At 36.6% G+C, this 20885-nt stretch carries 20 protein-coding genes, 1 tRNA gene and 1 pseudogene; 7 read left to right on the top strand and 15 right to left on the bottom strand.

Annotated elements, in window-relative coordinates; translation table 11 throughout:
* Positions 1-323 precede the first annotated feature (323 nt).
* The 4 genes from N3I35_10675 to N3I35_10660 all read left to right on the top strand — a co-directional run bounded on the left by N3I35_10675 (position 324) and on the right by N3I35_10660 (position 4108).
* Positions 324-1283: a S8 family peptidase gene (locus tag N3I35_10675; protein MCX8130551.1), complete on the top strand. Its 960-nt coding sequence runs from the start codon at positions 324-326 to the stop codon at positions 1281-1283.
* A gap of 33 nt (positions 1284-1316) precedes the next feature.
* A complete protein-coding gene (locus N3I35_10670) occupies positions 1317-2120 on the top strand; it encodes a hypothetical protein (GenBank protein MCX8130550.1) in 804 nt (267 codons plus the stop codon).
* 100 nt (positions 2121-2220) lie between these two features.
* A complete protein-coding gene (locus tag N3I35_10665; GenBank protein MCX8130549.1) occupies positions 2221-3405 on the top strand; it encodes a hypothetical protein in 1185 nt (394 codons plus the stop codon).
* A 28-nt stretch (positions 3406-3433) separates the two neighbouring features.
* Positions 3434-4108 carry a conjugal transfer protein TraX gene (locus N3I35_10660; GenBank protein ID MCX8130548.1) on the top strand — a complete coding sequence of 225 codons (675 nt, stop codon included), beginning with the start codon at positions 3434-3436 and terminating at the stop codon, positions 4106-4108.
* Between the two features lie 8 nt (positions 4109-4116).
* Here the strand turns inward: N3I35_10660 and N3I35_10655 are convergent.
* From N3I35_10655 to N3I35_10610, 10 genes and pseudogenes are all read right to left on the bottom strand, one after another.
* A pseudogene (locus tag N3I35_10655) lies at positions 4117-4257 on the bottom strand (redoxin domain-containing protein).
* Positions 4258-4337: 80 nt separating this feature from the next.
* A complete protein-coding gene (locus N3I35_10650) occupies positions 4338-4571 on the bottom strand; it encodes a glutathione S-transferase N-terminal domain-containing protein (protein ID MCX8130547.1) in 234 nt (77 codons plus the stop codon).
* 126 nt (positions 4572-4697) lie between these two features.
* Positions 4698-5504: an energy-coupling factor ABC transporter ATP-binding protein gene (locus N3I35_10645; protein MCX8130546.1), complete on the bottom strand. Its 807-nt coding sequence runs from the start codon at positions 5502-5504 to the stop codon at positions 4698-4700.
* A 35-nt stretch (positions 5505-5539) separates the two neighbouring features.
* Entirely contained in the window at positions 5540-6457 is a 918-nt protein-coding gene (gene cbiQ, locus N3I35_10640; protein ID MCX8130545.1) for a cobalt ECF transporter T component CbiQ, read from the bottom strand.
* 29 nt (positions 6458-6486) lie between these two features.
* A complete protein-coding gene (cbiM, locus tag N3I35_10635; protein MCX8130544.1) occupies positions 6487-7521 on the bottom strand; it encodes a cobalt transporter CbiM in 1035 nt (344 codons plus the stop codon).
* A 240-nt stretch (positions 7522-7761) separates the two neighbouring features.
* Positions 7762-7914: a hypothetical protein gene (locus N3I35_10630; GenBank protein MCX8130543.1), complete on the bottom strand. Its 153-nt coding sequence runs from the start codon at positions 7912-7914 to the stop codon at positions 7762-7764.
* Between the two features lie 95 nt (positions 7915-8009).
* Positions 8010-8513 (bottom strand): carbohydrate-binding protein, encoded by a 504-nt coding sequence (locus tag N3I35_10625; protein MCX8130542.1) that lies wholly within the window; start codon positions 8511-8513, stop codon positions 8010-8012.
* A 166-nt stretch (positions 8514-8679) separates the two neighbouring features.
* The gene (locus tag N3I35_10620) at positions 8680-9888 is read right to left on the bottom strand and encodes an SAM-dependent methyltransferase (protein ID MCX8130541.1); all 1209 of its coding nucleotides are present in this window, start codon (positions 9886-9888) and stop codon (positions 8680-8682) included.
* Between the two features lie 82 nt (positions 9889-9970).
* Positions 9971-10711: an rRNA pseudouridine synthase gene (locus N3I35_10615; GenBank protein ID MCX8130540.1), complete on the bottom strand. Its 741-nt coding sequence runs from the start codon at positions 10709-10711 to the stop codon at positions 9971-9973.
* A gap of 25 nt (positions 10712-10736) precedes the next feature.
* Positions 10737-12131, bottom strand: a complete 1395-nt coding sequence (locus tag N3I35_10610) for an RsmB/NOP family class I SAM-dependent RNA methyltransferase (protein MCX8130539.1) — start codon at positions 12129-12131, stop codon at positions 10737-10739.
* A gap of 384 nt (positions 12132-12515) precedes the next feature.
* Between N3I35_10610 and N3I35_10605 the strand changes: the two genes are divergently transcribed.
* The 3 genes from N3I35_10605 (at position 12516) to N3I35_10595 (ending at position 14685) form a co-directional block, all read left to right on the top strand.
* Positions 12516-13100, top strand: a complete 585-nt coding sequence (locus N3I35_10605; GenBank protein MCX8130538.1) for a zinc dependent phospholipase C family protein — start codon at positions 12516-12518, stop codon at positions 13098-13100.
* Between the two features lie 102 nt (positions 13101-13202).
* Positions 13203-13278: transfer RNA gene (locus N3I35_10600), tRNA-Glu, on the top strand.
* A gap of 126 nt (positions 13279-13404) precedes the next feature.
* A complete protein-coding gene (locus tag N3I35_10595; GenBank protein ID MCX8130537.1) occupies positions 13405-14685 on the top strand; it encodes an MFS transporter in 1281 nt (426 codons plus the stop codon).
* An 11-nt stretch (positions 14686-14696) separates the two neighbouring features.
* Here N3I35_10595 and N3I35_10590 read toward each other — a convergent pair whose 3' ends face one another.
* From N3I35_10590 to N3I35_10570, 5 genes are all read right to left on the bottom strand, one after another.
* A complete protein-coding gene (locus N3I35_10590) occupies positions 14697-15380 on the bottom strand; it encodes a GntR family transcriptional regulator (protein MCX8130536.1) in 684 nt (227 codons plus the stop codon).
* 236 nt (positions 15381-15616) lie between these two features.
* Positions 15617-17545, bottom strand: coding sequence for an aconitate hydratase (locus tag N3I35_10585; protein MCX8130535.1), 1929 nt, complete (start codon positions 17543-17545; stop codon positions 15617-15619).
* A 141-nt stretch (positions 17546-17686) separates the two neighbouring features.
* Positions 17687-19066 (bottom strand): 2-isopropylmalate synthase, encoded by a 1380-nt coding sequence (locus tag N3I35_10580; protein ID MCX8130534.1) that lies wholly within the window; start codon positions 19064-19066, stop codon positions 17687-17689.
* A 454-nt stretch (positions 19067-19520) separates the two neighbouring features.
* Complete coding sequence (locus N3I35_10575) at positions 19521-20282, bottom strand: PHP domain-containing protein (GenBank protein MCX8130533.1); 762 nt, start codon at positions 20280-20282, stop codon at positions 19521-19523.
* Positions 20283-20364: 82 nt separating this feature from the next.
* Positions 20365-20706 carry a GNAT family N-acetyltransferase gene (locus N3I35_10570; GenBank protein MCX8130532.1) on the bottom strand — a complete coding sequence of 114 codons (342 nt, stop codon included), beginning with the start codon at positions 20704-20706 and terminating at the stop codon, positions 20365-20367.
* Positions 20707-20885 lie beyond the last annotated feature (179 nt).

The raw sequence follows: 20885 nt of genomic DNA, 5'->3' as shown, positions 1-20885 counted from the left end.
AGAAGTTACACTTAATCCCCACTAACCTTATTAACACTACTTTTTAGCTTAATCACTGGGAAATATTAAGTATATTCAGGGCATGACATAAAAAATTAATATGCTTATGTTATAGAGTATGTCTAAATCATCAGATGACTATATGGTATATTTTAACAAATTATTCATTGATTATGAAATGCATATATGTTAATCTATACCACAGAAGCTTCAAAACTATAATTACTTTGTCTAGTTGGGTAATATCATGTACTAAGTGCGTCAAAGAGTAAAATATTGTGTACACAATATAAAACTATGATAAAAGGAGTTTTCAGTATCCGATGAAAAAGGGCAGGATTTTTTTAGGGGTGTTGCTATTAATCGTAGTAATAACCGCATGGAATATATTTTGGGGGCATAAGAATTTTTACATGTCAAAAAACTTAGTAAATTTAGACACTCTAAAAACTAAACAAATAATTCCCTGGGGTATTAAGAGTATAAAAGCTTCTACTCTTTGGTCAAAGGCTACTGGAAAGGGTGTAAAAGTTGCTATTATGGATAGTGGCATTGATTTCAAGCACCCCGATTTTGGTAAAAATATCAAGGAAGGATACAATGCAATAGATCCCATGCAACTGCCTAAAGACAATTTGGGACATGGAACACTAGTAAGTGGAGTTATTGCAGCACAAAATAACGAGTTTGGCATTGTAGGTATTGCACCAGACGTTGAATTGTATCCCATAAAAGTCCTTGATAATTTCGGAGAAGGAGAAATTTCTGCTATTGCAAACGGTGTTGAATGGTGTATTAAGAACAAGATACAAATAATCAATATGAGTTTTGCGATTCCAAAAGATACTCCACTATTACGAAATACTATAACTAAGGCAGTTGATGCCGGAATTATAGTTGTTGCTTCGGCAAACAACTCGTATTGTGGTGAAGCTGGATACCCTGCTTCGTATATCAAGGTAATTTCTGTAACAGCAGTAGATAATAGGTTTAGAATTTGTAAGACTGCACCAAGAGGTAAGATTGACTTTTCTGCACCTGGTGTTGGTATTGTTTCAACCTCAAGTAATGGAGGATATGAGGAATTGCTAGGAACTTCACTTGCTGCCCCTCACATTACTGGATTAATAGCTTTAATACTTCAAGACCCTCAAAAGTTTGGTTTGTCTGAAAATAATGTGAATTTGCCAGATGATATTTACAACATTCTTAAAAGCTTATCTAAGGACTTAGGAGAAAAAGGCAAAGATAGAATTTTTGGGGAAGGATTTGTTGCGTTATAAAACAAAAATGATAATTAGAAGGAGAGTATCACAATGAAAATACATTTTAGAAAGCCAATAGCTATGATAGTATGCATATGTTTTATGCTCATAGGGTTAATTAGTAATTACACATTTGCAAAAGATACAACGAGTTCAGGCAACATGAAAGTAATTCAAAATGATGATAGTATTTGTAAGGTAATGGGTGAGTATGAGGAAGGTACTGCCTATGCCACACTTAACAAAGATACAAATGAAGTCACTCTAGAAACTATTGAAGAGTCCAAAAACAAAGTTTTCGGCTTTGGAAAGAGTAAAACAAATAAGTATAAAGTAAAAGTTGAAAAGTCCAGTAGCAATGAGTTGGTAGCAACAATTATTGATGAAGACACAAATAAAGAGCATAAAATAAGCAAATCTGATTTAAAAGTTAAAGCACAAGCACCTTTAGTAATTCCTTTAGCCTGGGCTTTATCTGAACTTTTGGCGTTTTTGTTAGCATGTGCAGCAACTATAACAATTGCAGGAGTTATATATTATTCGGCGACAGAAATTGCAGAAAAATTAAGAAAAAATAATACATATAATTATTATGCTGCAACTTTAGATGAAGATAAAACTGATGTTTATATTGCTGGACCTTATCCTAACGATAATGCAGCATTTGTCGCAGTATCAACTGGTTACAGTGTTTTTGCAATAACAGACGCAAAAGCAGAGCAGGCAGCTAGAAGGGGCGGAGCTGGAACACCTATATGGCATATGGCACATGGCAGCGGAGACGGATATATGAATCATTATCATCCCATAAACGTTTATGGAGCAAAAATTGAAGGTATACATTGCTGGTATTAATATTGTAATGAGTAGACTTCACATCCTTAATAATGATGTGAGGTCTACTTACTAGAATAATGTAAAGAGGCTGTTAATTGCTGAGATAGGAGCGAAAATAATGGTAAACTGTATTAAGATTTCTGGATATAAAGATAAACAAGTAATTGGTACAGATATTTTTTTTGAAGGTACATTAGTATACCTTGATAATGAAAATTACTATGAAGAATCAGACCCTTCAGGGTGGATACCAGGAATTATTAAGCATAATAGTATTACAAAATTAACTGATTATCATAAATTTGAAACTAATATACGAAATGCCAGCTATAAAAATACAAAAGATACTATGTATTACGTTATAAGTAAGCAAAAGTATGATACCGTATGCTTACAGTTTAAGAAGGTTAATTGTTTTGATTTTTCTGAAGAAAATATTTTTTCTCTAGAGTTTAATATCTCAAAAATGCATGAAACCCAGTATTCCTTGTTAAAACATGTGGATATTCACGGAATAAATTCAAGATATTCTCTTGTAAGGATTCCTCAAATAGATCATAAGTATGGACTTCCGCAATACTCTCAAATACTTTTATTAGATTCAATAGACAAAAATCATTTTATTGTACCAGGGAAACTAGGAATTGATGATACAATGTTGCGTCTAGATAGGATTGAGGTTAGTGATGACGGCACGTTCTTGTTAATTAAAACAGGAAACATATGCTGGTTTGAAAAAAAGGACTTTTGGGAGATTGGAAGAAAAGACTATTATGACCAATTAGAAAGCCTTTTATTAATTGATATTGAAAGCTTTGTACATCATATTAAGAATGGGACTGAAATTCCCGGCAGCTTTATAATAGATAAATGTGGTTTTGAATCTGCCTTTACAAACTTTGAAATAATTGATAAAGAACTTAAATATCAAAAAGTAAATTTTCGGGATAACATTACCGAGTTGCTAACACATGCCATAATCTCCAAACAAACAACAAAGATTAATATAGAATGCATATATGAAAACATAATTCAATTTGATAGTAAAATATTTGTAATTTCTAAAGATGGTAGCAACAAAAAGATAATTGACGTTATAAATAATAAATGTATTTTTAGTACATCAGCATTAACTGAACAGATTATATATTTTGACAATGAAAATGTAATTACCGCAATACCACAAGAAGGATTAATTCATGAAATTGTCATGCATAGTATAAATTCTAACAAAGCAGAAAAATTAGGAGTTGGGTGGTTTACTTTTAATAAAAAACAAAAAATATTAACTATATTCAATTAGTATTTCTTAGGTGATTTGAGGGCATTAAATGATTAGAATAATTGCAATGCTGACAATGATATTAGACCATATGGGACAAGTATTTTTTCCTAATATCATTATTTTCCCTGTTGCCGGCAGGCTGGCACTTCCACTTTTTGCTTGGGGTATCGCAAATGGATATAAAAAAACGAGTAACTTTAATGCATACGCTTTAAGGATATTGGTATTGGCAATTGTTTCGCAGTATCCTTATATGCTTTTGTTTGAAAACGAATATTTTAATGTGTGTTTTACGTTATTGACAGGGCTTATTGCTTTGAAAGTTTATGATTTGAAAATTAATATATTTTTAAAATATTTGATGATTTCTCTTTTGGGGATAGTCGCGCATGAATTTGATTTTGAATATGGAGTTTATGGAATTGCTTTAGTAGTAGTTTTCTATATAGTTGAAGGAAAATATTATCTAATATTTATGCAATCTGTTGTAACACTTTTCGGAGTAATGTTATACAATTATTACCCTTTACAATTAGTTTCCGTATTATCAGTAATTATTATTAATTTATTTATAAAGCATAATTTTAAAATTATTAGGGTATTTCAGTACAGCTTTTATCCTGTACATATAGTATTATTTTTATTGATCAAAAACTTTATTTATGCACAACCGATGAGTAATTATGTGCTAAGAAGATTAACTTATCTGCTCTATCATTAAGACTTTGCAGGGGTAAAATCAGCCGGATGCGAAAACATAACAATCCATCTGCCTGCCAAGTCTGATAGTTTCATATCTCCAAAGGTTGTTTTTGCCATAAAATCAGGGGCTTTATATCCTATCTGCGGCAAACTGGCTCTGATTTCAATCTCTTCAAACAAATCTTATACCTCCAAATAAAAATTACACTATCATTATACTAATGATAGTGTAATTCTGTGAATTACTCTCACTTTATTCCTAAAAGCATATCGATAGAACCTTGATCGAACCCAACTACTACCGTACCGTTAATATCCACGACAGGAACTCCCCTTTGACCTGATTTCTGTACCATTTCCATTGCAGCGTTCCTATCTTTTGAAACATCTATATCTTCATAAGCAATATTTTTTGATGACAGATATTCTTTGACGACAGTACACCAAGGACAAGTTGGTGTTGAATACACTTTTACCGACATATTGATTACCTCCCAATATAATATTTATTTCATCAGGATAATATACCCCCTACGGGTATATTATAACAAGGATTAATAAAATTTGCAAGGACGAAGGTAGTTGATGTTAAATTGTGTGCCGTTTTCCTAATAGTTATGGATATGATAATGTGCATGATGGCCATCGCCATGCCTGTGATAGTATTCATCAACTATATTAACCCTTTTAAGGAGATCAATATCAGCCATAACCTTCTCAGTAGAATCATCCGCTGCCAGCCTGTGGTCTTCTCCAAAAACTATACACCTGTCGGAAATCTCCTGTACAAGTTCAAGATTATGTGTTGAAGTGATTATGGTCTTTCCCGTCCTGTTTAGATTTGTCAAGAGTTCTACAAGCCACCTTTGGGTTTTTGGATCAAGTCCGTTTGTTGGTTCGTCCAAAATAAGTACCAGAGGATTCAACACCAGTATGGAAGCCAGCGCAACCTTTTTCTTTTCACCGCCGCTTAGCTTGAAGGGTGTCTTTTCTTTAAGGTGCTGTATGTCCAGTAAATCCAAAACATCAGCTATCCTGTTATTAACCTCCTCGTAAGGAATATTCATCTGTAAAGGACCAAAAGCTATCTCTTCCCTTACTGTACTGCAGAAAAGTTGGGTATCCGAGTTCTGAAATACAAACCCTATTTTTCTATGAAAGTCCTTTGAAAAAGAATCTTTCGAGAAGGATTTGACGGTAACATGTGTGCCAAAGGCTTTAAATTCGCCTTTCTGAGGGGAAACAAGACCGCACAGCAGCTTTAGAAGCGTTGACTTTCCGCTTCCGTTCGCCCCCAGTATACATACTTTTTCCCCCTGTCCAATACTAAAGGTGATATCCATGAGAACAGAGTCCTCATGGGGATAGTTGAAGCATACATCACTTAGTTGTAATAAAGGCATATTCGATTTCATACATCTCCCCCGGTGAATAACTTTTACTTACAGCCTTATATAGCTGCTAAAATTACACTAATAATCAGAATATTAAGAACCCAGACTACATCCTGTACAGACAGTTTAAGGTCCCCTAAGGCTACAGGTTCCCCTGTATATCCCCTGCAGACCATGGCTTCATATATTTCTTCGCTCATATGATTTGACTTTGCAAACAAAAATGCTATGCTTCTGGCAATAAAATTTCTGTTTTCCTTGTTTTTTATTCTTCCTACAGTTCTGAGAAATCTGGCTTCAAAAATATCTACCGTAAGTCTCACTAAAACAAAAATGAATCTATATGTCATATCAAGAATTGCTATCACAAACATAGGAATCTTTAACGCTCTTAAAGATTTTACCAGAATCGTCCACCTTGTACTCATAATCAGGCAATATGCAAAAGAAACTGAGCAGCCGATGCGCAACGCCATTCTGATAATAGCCAATAATCCCTCCTCAGAAAAAAAGAGCTGATGAGGCATAACAAAAAAATCCAAATTTTTGTAAACATAAAATAATGGCTTACCAGGTAGTATCACATTTGTGGCTGCAGGCACAGATACTATAAGCACTATGACCGGCAAAACAAGCCATACTCTTTTAATGTAAGTTGTTATTCCGAGGTTTGACAACTTCGCAAAGATTAATGATACACATACAAGAGCAATCAGTTTTGCAATACTTGTCGTTATTCCACAAAACATTATCAGATACAGCATAGAAAAAAACTTTATCCTGGGATCAATATGCTGCAGCAGCCCACCCTTTGATGCGTATCTCTCAGCAAGAACATCATTTTCAAATATTCTGGATACTTCGATAACAGTCTTTCGTAAGAATCCCATACCTGCCCGGCCAAACTCATACCCATGATTTTCTTTTGTATCAGACAACCATTCAGGCAGGGATATTCTCTGTTCGTGTTTCAATTTCAAACTCTCCTATAAACGGATAATTATTAGTCCTGTTTTTCCTTGTTCCCTTTTTTTACTATAAACCTGCCTGATAAAATAAGCAATACAGAAATCATAACTATGCCGATAGCCGCAGATACAATATATCCTATAGACGAACTGAAAAAACTACTGTCCAATCCCGGTATTGTATAGTCGGGTATCAATGCATCCCATTTTTCTGCAAGTCTATCCATCCCTTCCGGGATAAACCCCAAAAGCTTTCTAATTTCATCCTTTCCCCATTCACCCCATGCGGTACCGGTAGCAAAAAGACCCACAGGCGTGAGTATTACCATCACAAGCAGAGCCAGGATAAAAGCTTTATACCTTCTAAAAACACCAATGCTTTGATCAATGACTTCATTATCATTTTTAGCAAACAATTGAGGACTGAATTTTGCAAGATAGGTCACCGCAGAAACAGTTACAGCCGCCTCTACAGGTCCAGCAAAAACAAGGTGTTCAAACATCATTACTGGTACTGATACCGCCAAAGGAAAAAATCCGTAAAGCGGTTGTCCTTCTGCTGTCTTATATAGAATAGGCTGTATTCCGAATTCCACTGCAGTAAATAAAGCAGCCAGGTTAATTCCTGCATAGCTGCCAATAAATATTCCGACAATACTTCTTTTTGATAAAATATCCGCTTTTCCGGCTATCGCTTTATATATGTAATAGCCCGCAAATGGCATTATAAAAGCTATATTGAAACAGTTAGCCCCTATCGCTATAATCCCTCCGTCACTAAAAACAAAAGCTTGAATTACCAACGCTATTGATACAGCAATACATGCAGCCCACGGGCCTAGCAATACCGCAATAAACACTGCGCCGATTGCGTGAACCGAGCTTTGCCCCAGTGGTATATTAAACATCATAACTACAAAGGAAAAAGCGGCACACAGGGACAGTAACGGAACCTGCTTGAGACTCAGGACTTTTTTAACTTTATTCAAGGCTATAGACCATATTGGAGCCATAGCTCCCAGAAAGGGTATACTGGTTTGCAAGCTCAGATAGCCATCTGGTATGTGCATTTTTACCATCCTCCTATAAACTCAAACAAAAATAGAAAAAGCTATGAATGCCCCTTCTCGAGGACCTTCATAGCCCATATTTTCTTAGTAGGATTTGTTTTCTTCAAAAGCTTCTCTGTATACGCCATCTTCATGATGACCTCTTATAAATATTAACATATAGTCTTATATAATTCAATATTCAAATAATAAATAAAAGAGGTAAGAAACCTTTCGGCTTCCTGCCTCTTTCGTTAAGACTTACTGAATCTTTACTATCGGTTCACTATGTGCAGTATTATTCATTGTGGGCTTAAGCAACGCTTCCGGCGTGTTTTTGGAATATGAAAGCAATACCTTTCTGTCGATATCACTGAGTCTGATGATACCTTTTTTCTCATCTTTTCTTTCCATTTCAAAGCCCTCCTCATATCTAATACTAAAATTATAACATTAATTAACAAAAATATAAATAGTAATTTAGTACTGTTGCACAAACGAAAAACCAGTTATTCTTCCGTTTCGGCTTTTTTATTCGTTGTCTTCCTTGCAGTTTTCTTAACTACAGCTGTTTTTGCATTTTCATCTTTTGTAACAGTTTTTTTGGGAGCTGCCGTCTTGGTTTTTGCAGCAGTTTTTTTACCGGCAGCTTTTTTTTCTACAGCATCCTCATCCTTAACTTTAGCTGTTTTTGCTGCTTTTTTTGAAATCTCAAAGGAGTAGTTGCTTGAAGAGTTATTATCCCAATTTTCTGCGCTATCCTTAAAAGCAATGTTAAGATTTCCAGCCATTACTGACTTCAAAGTAGTTTTGAAGACCCCGCCATCAAACTCCATTGCAATTAGATCTTTATTCTCCCATTCCTCCCCATATCCTATATGAACATAAATCATGTTAGCACCACATTTTGCGAGAAGACCATCATATGTAATCGTTAAATCATCTCCGGCATAAATCGGAAGTTTTGATACGATTACTCCGTTTTCTGAATACTGTTGAACTGTTTTTGTCATATTTACACCTCTTTAAAATAATATTTGGACATAAATAATTATTTTATCAGTACTAAATGTATTTTGGTATAAAGCATTCAATAACAATCATTGAAATCTGTCAATATACCATTTAAACAAATCACATTATAGCACATATATGGAAAAATTCAATATTTTCAAAACTTTAGCTCTCTTGTATATAAATTAATTTTTCCAGCGCCGGCGAAATATTAAGCAACTTCTTAAGCTCATAATACTCATCAAGTATTTTACGGTTGGGAGCGTTTGTTTTCTCAGCTCTGATCATAAGATTCTTCGGTGTTTCCAGCGGCGAAATATATTCTACTACCGACACCTTATATCCTAATCCCTCGAGAAGTAATGCCCTTGTGCCATCAGTCAGAACATCCGCCAACCTAGCCTTTAATATCCCATGTTTAATAATATGCTCAAATGGTTTATATCTATACTGCTTAAGTAGTTCTTTGTGACAGCATGGTACAACGACCATTGATTTTACTCGGTTATTTACCGCCAGTGCTATTGCCTCATCTGTAGCTGTATCACAGGCATGGAGACTTATAACCATATGTATTTCCCTTGCTGCTACATAGTTTTTTATATCCGTAACCTTGAAGTCCATATTTCTATAGCCAAGGTTTTCCGCCATTTTCTTTGATGCTTCAATTACATTATTGGAGTAATCCAGCCCAATAAAATGACATGGCTTTTTCAACACTTCCTTTATATAATAATTCAGAACGAAGGTCAGATAAGATTTCCCGCAAGCACAGTCAAGCACAGTTACGGACTCATATCTATCACATAAATCTTTAAGCATATCACTTATCAACTCAATAAAGTGATCTATCTGGTTATACTTTCTGATCATATCGTTTTTTACTTTTCCTTCAGCACTTAATACGCCGATTTCTTTCAAAAGCGCATCAGCTTGTCCAACTTTTATGTAATAATCCCTATTTCCGATATGTGATTTGCCATGGTGCATGCCTTCCTTACCATCAGTCTTAAGGCTGGCATCGGCCTTTAATAAAGAATCCGTACCTGTTTCCTTTGTTTTCATTTTGACGTTTTTGTTGTCTGCCTCAATATATATGGTCGTTCCTCTTTCCTCATAGACAACGACTACACCGTCATATTTCTCAGCATGTTTTGATATGCGGGCAGAAAGCCAGGTAACTTCCATAACCTCTGTATTACCGTTGTAATTCATTTTTATCCTGTTATTTTCAAAAACTATGTTTGCCGAATACTCCTTTGTGCCGGATTTATATACTGCTGTTATTTTCTTAAAAAAATCTGCATTTTCCAATAATCTTTGCTCTATACCCGTAAGAAAAAGAGCAAGCTTTTGTACATTTTGTTTATTCATTCTCATACTCCTTATAGTAATGGGCCATTATGCCAGATTATTTAGTTATGGACAGAATACGCGCATAAAAATATATAGACAATCAATTCTCTGATACTTTTACCGATTCCTTAAGTATTATTATTTCTTCACTGGTAAGCTCCCGACATTTTCCGGCTGCTATTTCCTCATCCAGTTTAAGTCTACCCATCTCTATCCGTTTTAAATACTTAACCCTTTTACCGACAGCCTCAAACATCCTCTTTACCTGGTGAAACTTCCCCTCATATATAACGAGCTCTATCTCTGAAAACTGATCCGGCTTCAGTATAGTCAGATTACCAGGCAAGGTTTTGTAGCCGTCATCCAGAATAACTCCCCCCTTGAATGCAGATACATCCTCTTCCGTTACTTTTCCTTCTATTAGCGCATAATACTTTTTTGAAACATGTTTTTTGGGAGATAACAGTTCATGAGCAAGCTGACCATCATTTGTCAGTATCAAAAGTCCTTCAGTGTCTATATCAAGTCTGCCGACAGGGAAAAGCTCAAAGCATCTGAATTCTTCAGGCAATATATCAATAACCGTCCGCAGCTTGTTATCATAAGTGGCTGATACAACTCCGTCGGGCTTATTCATCATAACATAAACAAATTCTCTGTAATTCAGTATTTCTCCGTTTATTTCGATTACACTGCATTTCGGATCAACGTGCATACTGCTGTCTTTTACTGCTATTCCGTCTACTTTTATGACTCCATTTTTAACAGCCTGTTTGATCTCTTTTCTGGTGCCATATCCGAAATTCCCCAAAATTTTGTCCAGTCTTTGTGTATCTCTCACTGTATCAACTCCTTACACTCTTCGTTCAGCTCATTTTTCTCCATCCCTTAGGGTACAGGTTTTTTAGTATATCTCCCGTTTGTTTTCCCCACCCGACAGTATACCCATCTGCCAGTATTCCGGTATATCCTTTGCTGCCATCAATCATCAAAGTCTCTCCCTTTAGATAACTGATTATTTCTCTTGATGTTGATGCAAAATCAACAGTGTTTTTAATATCTTCTTTTTTTAGTGAAATAACCATTGAATGTGACGGTTCAAATTTCCCTCTTATATATTCTCCCAAATACCATCCGAATTTAGCAATTTTCAACCCGCTCAAATCAGGATATTCAACGGGAAGGCAATATAAATTAGTCCCTTTCAGCTCAAAACATCCATTTATATTAGTATTTAGGTACTCATTTTCAAAATCTCTGAACGCTTTCAAACAGCTCTCTGTCTCTTTATTTGAAATTTTGGAATAATCTGCTTTATCAGCTGCTAATACGTTATTACCGTAATTATAATCCTCTTTCTTTTTCAGATGAGCTACAAAATGTCCCTCACCTTTAAGCCTGTGAGGCCATAATCTTGCTGTTTTCTTAAATTCATTACTGCCATCTGCCCATTCAGGCCTGCCGGGCTCGATTCCTCCAACCTTTGCTATTTCTACGATATCATAATACCCGAAAGAGTCTAAAAAGCGCAAAACCATTTTTTCATCTTCCTCGGGTGAGAATGTGCAGGTAGAATACACAATATACCCTCCGGGTTTAAGCATTTTGTCCGCATACTGCAATATTTCCCACTGCATGCCCGCGCACTTTTCACATTTGAAATTTTTCCAGCTTCTTGCGGCTTCCTCATCCTTACGGAACATGCCTTCACCTGAGCAAGGCGCATCTACTAATATTTTATTAAAAAAACCTCTGAAGTTATTTGCCAGCTTCTCAGGGGTTTCATTAGTCACAATTGCATTTTTTATTCCACACAGCTCTATATTCTTTACAAGGGCTTTTACCCTGTCGGAATTAATATCGTTTGCAACCAGCAGTCCCTGCCCTTTCATTCCTGCAGCAATTTGAACTGTTTTCCCCCCAGGTGCCGCACACATGTCGAGTATATACTCTCCAGGTTGTGCATCTATTACCTCTCCCGGTAGCATTGCACTGGGTTCCTGTATATAGTAAAGTCCTGCGTGATAATAAGGGTGCCTCCCTGGACTATCACCTTCGCTGTAGTAATAACCGTCACGGGTCCAAGGCACACGTTCAAGCCGGAAAGGAGACTTTCTGATAAAATCATCAATATCAGTCTTCAATGTATTCACTCTCAAGCCGTAATACCTTTGATCATTGAAAGAGTTTATAAATTCTGTGTATTCATCTATTCCCAGAAGATTTTTCATCTTGTTTAAAAATTCTAAAGGTAATTTCATAGCAATCTCCTCGATTATCAGGGATAAACTTATTCTTTATAAAGCTGCCTTGCACAGTTTGCGTAAACTGCTAAGGATATTTGCTTTCAGCAGCTATTATAGCACATTCTCAAATTCTGTCATACTAAAACATTTTACATCAATTACTATTTTTCTATTAGTACTACAGATTTATATATAAATACCATGTATTTCGGAAAAACATTTGGACACTATATATTTGATACTGCTTTAACCCGGATTTTACACGGTATTAATACGTTTTTCCCATTATGTATATAAAATAAAATCAGTAACTTGTTAAACATATTAATTATTCTTTACACTAACAGCATTTTCATTACAGCTGTAATTCATTTATCCATAATAGAAATGGAGACAGATATGAATACAATGACACATTTGTATATTTCAAAATCAGTACAGAAGGTAATAGAAAGCAAAATGAATATTAAGCTTAACAGTATAGGATTCCTATACGGCAATATCAAGCCTGATATCTCTTCAAGCTACATTAAGATACCACATTACAAGGAAGATTCAATTAATTTCCTAAAGCGTGAAATAAAAGAGATGATAAGTTATAGATTTACACGCTTGCCAAAGTGTACGAAGCAGTTTTCAGAAAGGCTTGGAGTGATAACCCACTACCTGTCCGATTACTTCTGCCATGCCCATTCAAAACAATTTTCAGGTAACATGGTGGAGCATTATTTTTACGAATCAAAACTATCGCAGTTTTATAAAGCTAATTCCGGAAATATAAATTCCTTCAACGATCTGGAAACTACTGATATTGCAGAAGATTACGAAGCAGTATGCAACTGCATAGAAGACTTGCACAGTAAATATTTAAAATCAGGCATATCCTTTGAATCCGATATTTTGTTTGCACTTAATATTTGTGTAACAGTCTGTCTTTTTATTGTATCTTCATGTATGAATCAGAAAGCAGATACGGCAGCTTAGCTGTTAGCACTCATCAGTTTTGGAAAATACGTTTAATCGTTTATAAATCTATTGAATAAATTTTATAGAAGTGCTATAATTACTGTTGCAGTATCAAAGTACGGCCCATTGGTCAAGTGGCCTAAGACACCGCCCTCTCACGGCGGTAACAGGGGTTCGAATCCCCTATGGGTCACCAGGAAAGTCATCTCTTTCTGAGGTGACTTTTTATTTGCCTTATTTTTACAAATGATTTATAATTGGTCTTACTGGAAATATTATTATCGAAGATAATAAAGCCATCATACAACATAAGAGGACATTTATGGAAAACATAATAAATCAGAATAGCAACACAAAAAGTACAGGTAATAGTTTGAATTTTATTCTTCTCATTAGCGGTCAGCTAGTGTCAACTTTGGGCACATCCATATTCAGTTTTGCGCTGAGCTTATATGTTCTTGATCTGATAGGTTCGGCAATTGCGTTCTCCACAGTATTAGTACTGGGGTTAATACCAAAAATTTTTGTTAACATGTTTGCGGGTGTATTCATAGACAGATACAGCAGAAAAGTAATAATCGTAACCGCTGATATTCTAAGCGGGATAACTGTATTGGTCTTCATGGTACTAATCAGCAGGTATTCCGGTTCGCTTTTATTAATAATCTCTGCAACGGTAATCCTGGCATTGTTCAATTCATTTTTTCAGCTTGCCCTTACAGCCTCAATACCCAATATAGTTGAGGAAAACAGGGTTTTGAAATCAAACTCCATCATGCAGGCAATACTTGCGTCAACAAATATCCTAGGGCCTGTTTTGGGAGCGTTATCATACAATCTTTTCGGGATTTGGTTTGTGTTCTTGATTAATGGTATATCATTCATTGTTTCGGGCTTATCCGAAATATTCTTACGCTTCAAAACAAACACCGAATTCACAGTCAAATCAAACAATTATTTTGAAGAAATAAAAGAAGGTTTTATATATATAAACGAACAGAAAATAATCAAGTTCCTTTTAAAATTTGTATTCATTATTCAGATCATAGGAGTACCTCTTATAGTTCTTATTGTTCCATACATAACTTATAGAATACTGAAAGTATCGAGCTTCCAGTTATCTGTCATAGAAGCTTCATGGGCAGTAGGTATGATAATCGGATCAGTTCTTGTGGGTGTTCAGAAATCTCCAAACAAGCTGTTAAAGAACTTTTTTGTATTGCTTGAATTCCAGGCTCTGATTATAATGCTCTGTTTCTTTCCAATAATTCCGTTTTTTGCAAAATCTACATGGATAATCACAATTGTTTTCAGTATATTGATTGTTATAGTAATCATACTAAACGTTATGCAAAGCGCTCCATTACTCTCATATTTTCAGATGAATACTCCAGAAAACATAAGAGCACGGCTCTTTGGCGTTTTCAACACCGTAATGATGGTAGCCCCTCCCCTTGGCATGTGGATATACGGAATCATAATGCATAGGGTTGTCTGGCCTGCAATACCCGTAGTTTCAGGACTTATCATGCTTTTATTCAGCTTGTATGCCAGCCGTAACAAACACTTTAAGAGCTTTATCGCCAGTCTTGAAAAAAAATAAAGGACGATATATCATATACCGCCCTGATTATTTCTTTTCTTTATTAGGTTCAGGCTTGCATTTCTAACATGTTGAGTAGTCAGATTTTCTGCCATATCTGCATCTCTATCTATTATGGCCTGTAGAATCGCTTTATGTTCGTCAAGTACCTCTCTTGCCCGCGATGGCGACGAAAGTGAAGCACTTCTGGCTCTTTGAACATAGTGGTGGAAAGTGCTTAGTGTATGCATAAGCGGCTTGCTCTTGCTGGCTTTGAATATGATATCATGAAATTTCGAATCAAACTTGAGTAGATGTTCCGTATCATTCTTCATAGTGTAGAATTCTTCCATATCCAGTGCTTCCTTGAGCTCTTCCAATTCGTCATAAGTGATTTTTTCTGCTGCCCATCTCGCTGCAAGTCCTTCAATCATCATCCTGATTGTGTAGATGTCCTCAATATCCTGTGACGATATACCTTTTACAATTGCACCCTTATTTGGGATTGACTGTACAAGACCCTCAAGTTCAAGCTGTCTGATTGCTTCTCTTATCGGAGTTCTGCTTACTCCCAACTCCTCTGACAGCCTTGTTTCAATAAGACTGTCTCCCGGCTGATATTTCCCATTCAATATATCATTCTGGAGTTGAGCAAAAACTTTTCCCCTTAAGGAATTTAGTAAATTTTCATTTTCATTATGCTCTATTTTAGCCATAAGTGCTCTCCCCCTTTGAAGAGCGAATATTTTCCTTATATTCACCTGTTAAAATCATAGCAATCTCAATTCTTACATTATTGCATCAGAACATTATAACGTGCCTGTATTTCTGCCTTGCTGATGCACAGCCTGTTATACCGATATTTAGCCAGACCAGGGCTTTGTACCCGTTGGTCTGGCTATTAATCAAAAATATTTACATTTTAACTATTCTCTATAACTGTGAATCTAAATTATTGACTCTGTTTTCTTGTATAATTTAACAAACCGCCAGCAAGTACTATTTCTATCTGTCTATCGGACAATGCTACTTTTACCTTTATTTCAGTATTTTTGGTAACATTTTTTATTACCAGTTCACTGCTTGATTTGATCTGTTCCTTAGCATTTTCCATTACTAATTGGTCCCCGGTATCTATAGTATCATAGTCAGCCTCATTAGCAAAGGTCATAGGGATTATTCCGGAGTTTATAAGATTTGCCATGTGAATTCTGGCAAATGATTTGGTTATAACACCTTTAACTCCCAGCTGCAACGGCGCAAGAGCTGCATGCTCACGGCTTGAACCCTGACCATAATTAGATCCTCCAATGATGAAACCACCATTGTTTTCCTTAGCACGCTTTGGAAAATCAGGGTCGCAAGGTGTAAGGCAGAATTCCGCAAGATACGGCACATTTGAACGGAATGGCAGCAGTTTTGCGTTTGAAGGCATTATGTGGTCTGTTGTAATATTGTCTTCTACCTTTATAAGAGCCTTTCCTTCCAGTTTTTCCGGAAGTTCACTATTTACAGGGAACGGCTTTATATTAGGACCCCTTACTACTTCTACATCTGCTCCTTCCGGCGCAGGTGCTACCACCATATTATCACTTATTTCAAACTTTTCAGGCATATCTATAGCAGGTGCTTCTCCAAGTTCGCGGGGATCAGTAAGCACTCCGGTGATCGCGCTGGCAGCTGCAATTTCCGGGCTTACCAGGTATACCTTTGCAGATGCGGTCCCACTCCTCCCTTCAAAGTTTCTGTTAAAGGTTCTGAGTGATACTGCATTTGAAGCAGGTGATTGACCCATACCTATGCATGGTCCGCACGCAGATTCAAGAATTCTGGCACCAGCAGCGACCATATCAGACAGTGCCCCGTTTTTAGCAAGCATTGTCAGAACCTGCTTTGATCCGGGAGCTATTACCAGGCTCACATCTGGATGTACAGTTTTTCCTTTCAGCACTTTTGCAACCTTCATCATATCCATATACGATGAATTTGTGCAACTGCCTATAGCAACCTGATCAACTTTTATCTTTCCAATTTCTTTAACCTTTTCTACATTGTCTGGGCTGTGAGGCTTAGCAGCCAAAGGCTCCAACATATCAAGATCTATTTCTATTTCTTCATCATAACTTGCATCAACATCAGGTTTCAATTCTACCCAGTCATTTTCTCTTCCCTGCGCTTTAAGAAACTCTTTTGTAACTTCGTCGCTGGGGAATATGGATGTAGTTGCTCCGAGCTCTGCTCCCATGTTTGTAATAGTCGCTCTTTCAGGAACAGTAAGGCTTTTGATTCCGTCACCTGCGTATTCTATAACCTTTCCTACTCCACCCTTTACAGTGAGGATTCTTAATACTTCCAGTATGATATCCTTAGCGGAAACCCATGGCTTTAATTTACCTTTAAGGTTTACTTTGCATACTTTAGGCATCATTAGATAGTATGGACCGCCTCCCATTGCTACAGCTACGTCAAGACCGCCTGCACCGATAGCAAGCATACCAATGCCTCCGCCTGTTGGAGTATGGCTGTCAGAGCCAAGCAATGTCATTCCAGGCACTCCGAACCTTTCAAGCTGAACCTGGTGGCAAATCCCGTTTCCAGGTCTTGAGAAGTATACACCGTGCTTTGAAGTAACAGTTTGTATATATTTGTGGTCATCTGCATTTTCAAAACCCGACTGAAGTGTATTGTGGTCTATATATGCCACTGATTTTTTAGTTTTTACTCTTGGTATACCAATAGCCTCAAACTGTAAATATGCCATTGTTCCGGTGGAATCCTGAGTCAGAGTCTGATCAATTTTGATGGAAATTTCCTTGCCCGAAACCATTTCTCCACTTACTAAGTGTTCTTTAATAATTTTCTGTGCTAAATTAAGCCCCATTGCTGACTTCCCCCTTATATTATGACTGATAGCTTCCAGATAACAGAGAAACGAGTTAATTTAGTTACCTGTTATCATAATCACTATCAGTTTGATGTTAATTTCCTTTTTTACTATAATCTATAATTTCTAAACTTTCAACTATAAAGCCAAATCAAATATATCCGGTGCTATAGTTCTTATAGCCTCTTCCAGTTCGTCATCACCTATGGCCGTAACCCTACCACCCTTGTATTGCTCGTCTACCCAATTCTTAATGGTAACTACTCTCTCGTCCTTCTTATCTATTTTCCTGCTTCCAGTCAAACCAAAATATCCGTTTATCCAGTGTGCTATTCCCGCCAAACCTGAACCCTGATTAATAGCGACACCTATTGGCCTTTTCAGCAGTTTAGTGGTATCAAATATGTTATAGATTTCTTCGTCCTTTAGAAGACCATCAGCATGGATACCGGCTTGTGTCACGTTGAAGTGCCTTCCTACGAAAGGAGTCCTCGAAGGTATGGAATATCCGATTTCCTTTTCATAGTACTCCGCAATCTCGGTTATTACAGTAGTATCCATCCCATCTGTAGTACCTCTTAATTGGGCGTATTCTATTACCATTGCTTCAAGAGGCGTATTGCCTGTACGCTCCCCGATACCCAATAAAGAACAGTTTACACTGGAAGCTCCATACATCCATGCAGTAGCGGAATTAGAAACTGCTTTATAGAAATCATTATGCCCGTGCCATTCTATCAATTCGCTAGGGAATCCTGCGTGATGCCTGAATCCATAAATAATTCCCGGAACACTTCTCGGGAGAGCAGCCCCCGGATATGAAACTCCATAACCAAGTGTATCACATGCACGGATTTTTATAGGCATACCGCTGTCTTCCATAAGCTTTCTTAACTCTAATGCAAAAGGAACAACAAAGCCATAAAAATCTGCTCTGGTAATATCTTCAAAGTGACATCTTGGCTTTATTCCAACCTCAATAGCACTCTTTATGATACCCATGTAGTGATCCAAAGCCTGCCTTCTTGTCATATTCAGCTTTTTAAATATGTGGTAATCCGAACAGCTTACTAAAATTCCACTTTCCTTCATACCCATATCTTTTGCCAGCTGAAAGTCATTTTTAGTTGCTCTGATCCAGCTTGTAACTTCAGGGAATTTATAGCCTCTCTCCTGACATTTATAAACAGCCTCTTTATCTCTGTCACTATACAGGAAAAATTCGCACTGCTTGATTATTCCATTCGGGCCACCCAGTTTATGTAAATAATCAAACAACTTTACTATCTGTTCGACAGTGTAAGGAGCTCTGGACTGCTGTCCGTCCCTGAAGGTTGTATCAGTAATCCATATTTCATCTGCTGGCTGCATAGGAACTCTTCTATGGTTGAATGTACATTTAGGGATTTCGTCATAGCTGAATATTTCCCTATAAAGATTAGGTTCTGAAACATCCTGAAGTGAATACCTGTATTGGGTTTGCTCAAGTGTATTGGTTTTTTTATTAAATTCTATCATTTTTTACCCCCTCAGAGAATTGTAATACAAAACAGAAAAGTCCCTGTCAGACGAATCTGCTCAATATCACATCAAAAATAGTTAATTGACTTCTTAATATATAAAGAATACCAGCTTTAATAACAATTCGTTATATATTTAGTATGTATATGTGTATAATTGTATACAATTATACAATACATGTCAATTACTTTGATCATAAAATTGCTATAAAACTTATGGAGACTTGCATTGATATTTGTAAATCCATTTGTTCGATATTATGCAATCATGGTATCAGAAACAACAAATTTCATCGTCAGTACAGGATTATTTTATTTAGCTTAAATACAGTTTTTTGAATGAATTTCCCATCGGACTTGCAAGATATTCTTTATGAAGATTTTATGAAACGATAAAAAATTAAGTACTTTTTTATTAATACCACAATACCTGACTATTATCCCAAAAAATATTAAATAATGTAAGACTTACCCATTGCGACTCTGTTGTACTCCCCTGCCCAATTCCCTGTCATTTTACTGTAGTCTTCTGCTGTCTTGCCCTGGGCAATCAAGTCCCTTATGAGCCCTTCCCTTTTATGCACATTTTTATTAAAACATTCAATCCTGTTTTCATCTCTCCCCAAACTGTACATTCCCCTCTTAAGGAATGCGACTAATTCCGCATCTGTTTTAGGATTACCCCATATATCATTATAAAATATTCCAGTGTGCAAATGGCTGTGCGCATCTGAATTGCTAACAAGTCTGGTATTCAGCTTCCTGGCAAGATTCTTTATTATGTCTTCATCACACCTGCCAATATTTGTTGAGTGTATTTCTATGGCATCTGGTTTGTATTTGCAGACATCAAGCCTCACTTCATTTGAATACCTGTACGGGTGGTTAAGACATATAAATCCGCCCATTTTCCCGACATACTCATGCAATTCCCCATATAGCCACTGTTTCTGCTCCAAAACAGGCTCCTGCAAGCCCAGCACCAGCACATCCTCTCCACAGTCTGCAATTCTGATTTCTATTCCCCCGAATATCCTGAACGGTCTGTGTCTCTGATTCAATTCTATCAAATACCCTAGGGGAACCAGCTTGTCATGGTCAGTAATAACAATTGCATCTAATCCGTATTCAATCGCCGAACAAATATGCTGCTCCGCCGTGGCAGTACTGCAGACAGAACGTTCACTGGTGTGTAGATGCAGGTCAATTTTCATATAAATATCTCCACTTTCAAATTTATTTATTAATTTTATCTTCTTTATGAGTATTTACACAATTAATCTAAATATAAAATATTCAAACTGGAAGTCTATAATATGGAATAGAACGGATAGGTACGAATCCAAGCTTTTGGGCTAATTTATATGATCCTTCATTTTCTCTTCTGCAAGCCCAAACGGGTTCAAGGCTGTTTTCCATACAGTAATCTATCAGCGCAGCACAAGCTCTAAATGCAAAACCTTTGCCGCGGTACTTTTCTGAAGTCTCAATTCCTATTTCCAGTTGGTTTTCATATCTGAAAGCAGAAAATGCTGTGGCTGCTATTTCTCCATCACAAATCAGACTGAATCCAATCCCTGTATTGCAGAAGTGCTCTTCGTCTTTCCAGAAATGCTTTGGAATCACATATCCTATCATACCTCTTCCCCCTTTCCATGAGCCTCCCAACCCCTTCCTTATAAAGAAGAGCCTGCTCCACCCAACACCTCATTACAGGCTGTAAACCTATATCTGTTCACGCTTTTCTCCAGTAATGACTTTTTGTTCTCCAAATTCTAAATTTCATATTCCAACTTAATAATCCATATATATGATTT

Source organism: Clostridia bacterium, assembly GCA_026414765.1.
GTDB lineage: Bacteria > Bacillota > Clostridia > Acetivibrionales > DSM-27016 > SKW86.
The sequence above is the reverse complement of the archived record's forward strand: the minus strand, read 5'-3'. Positions and strand labels throughout refer to the sequence as shown.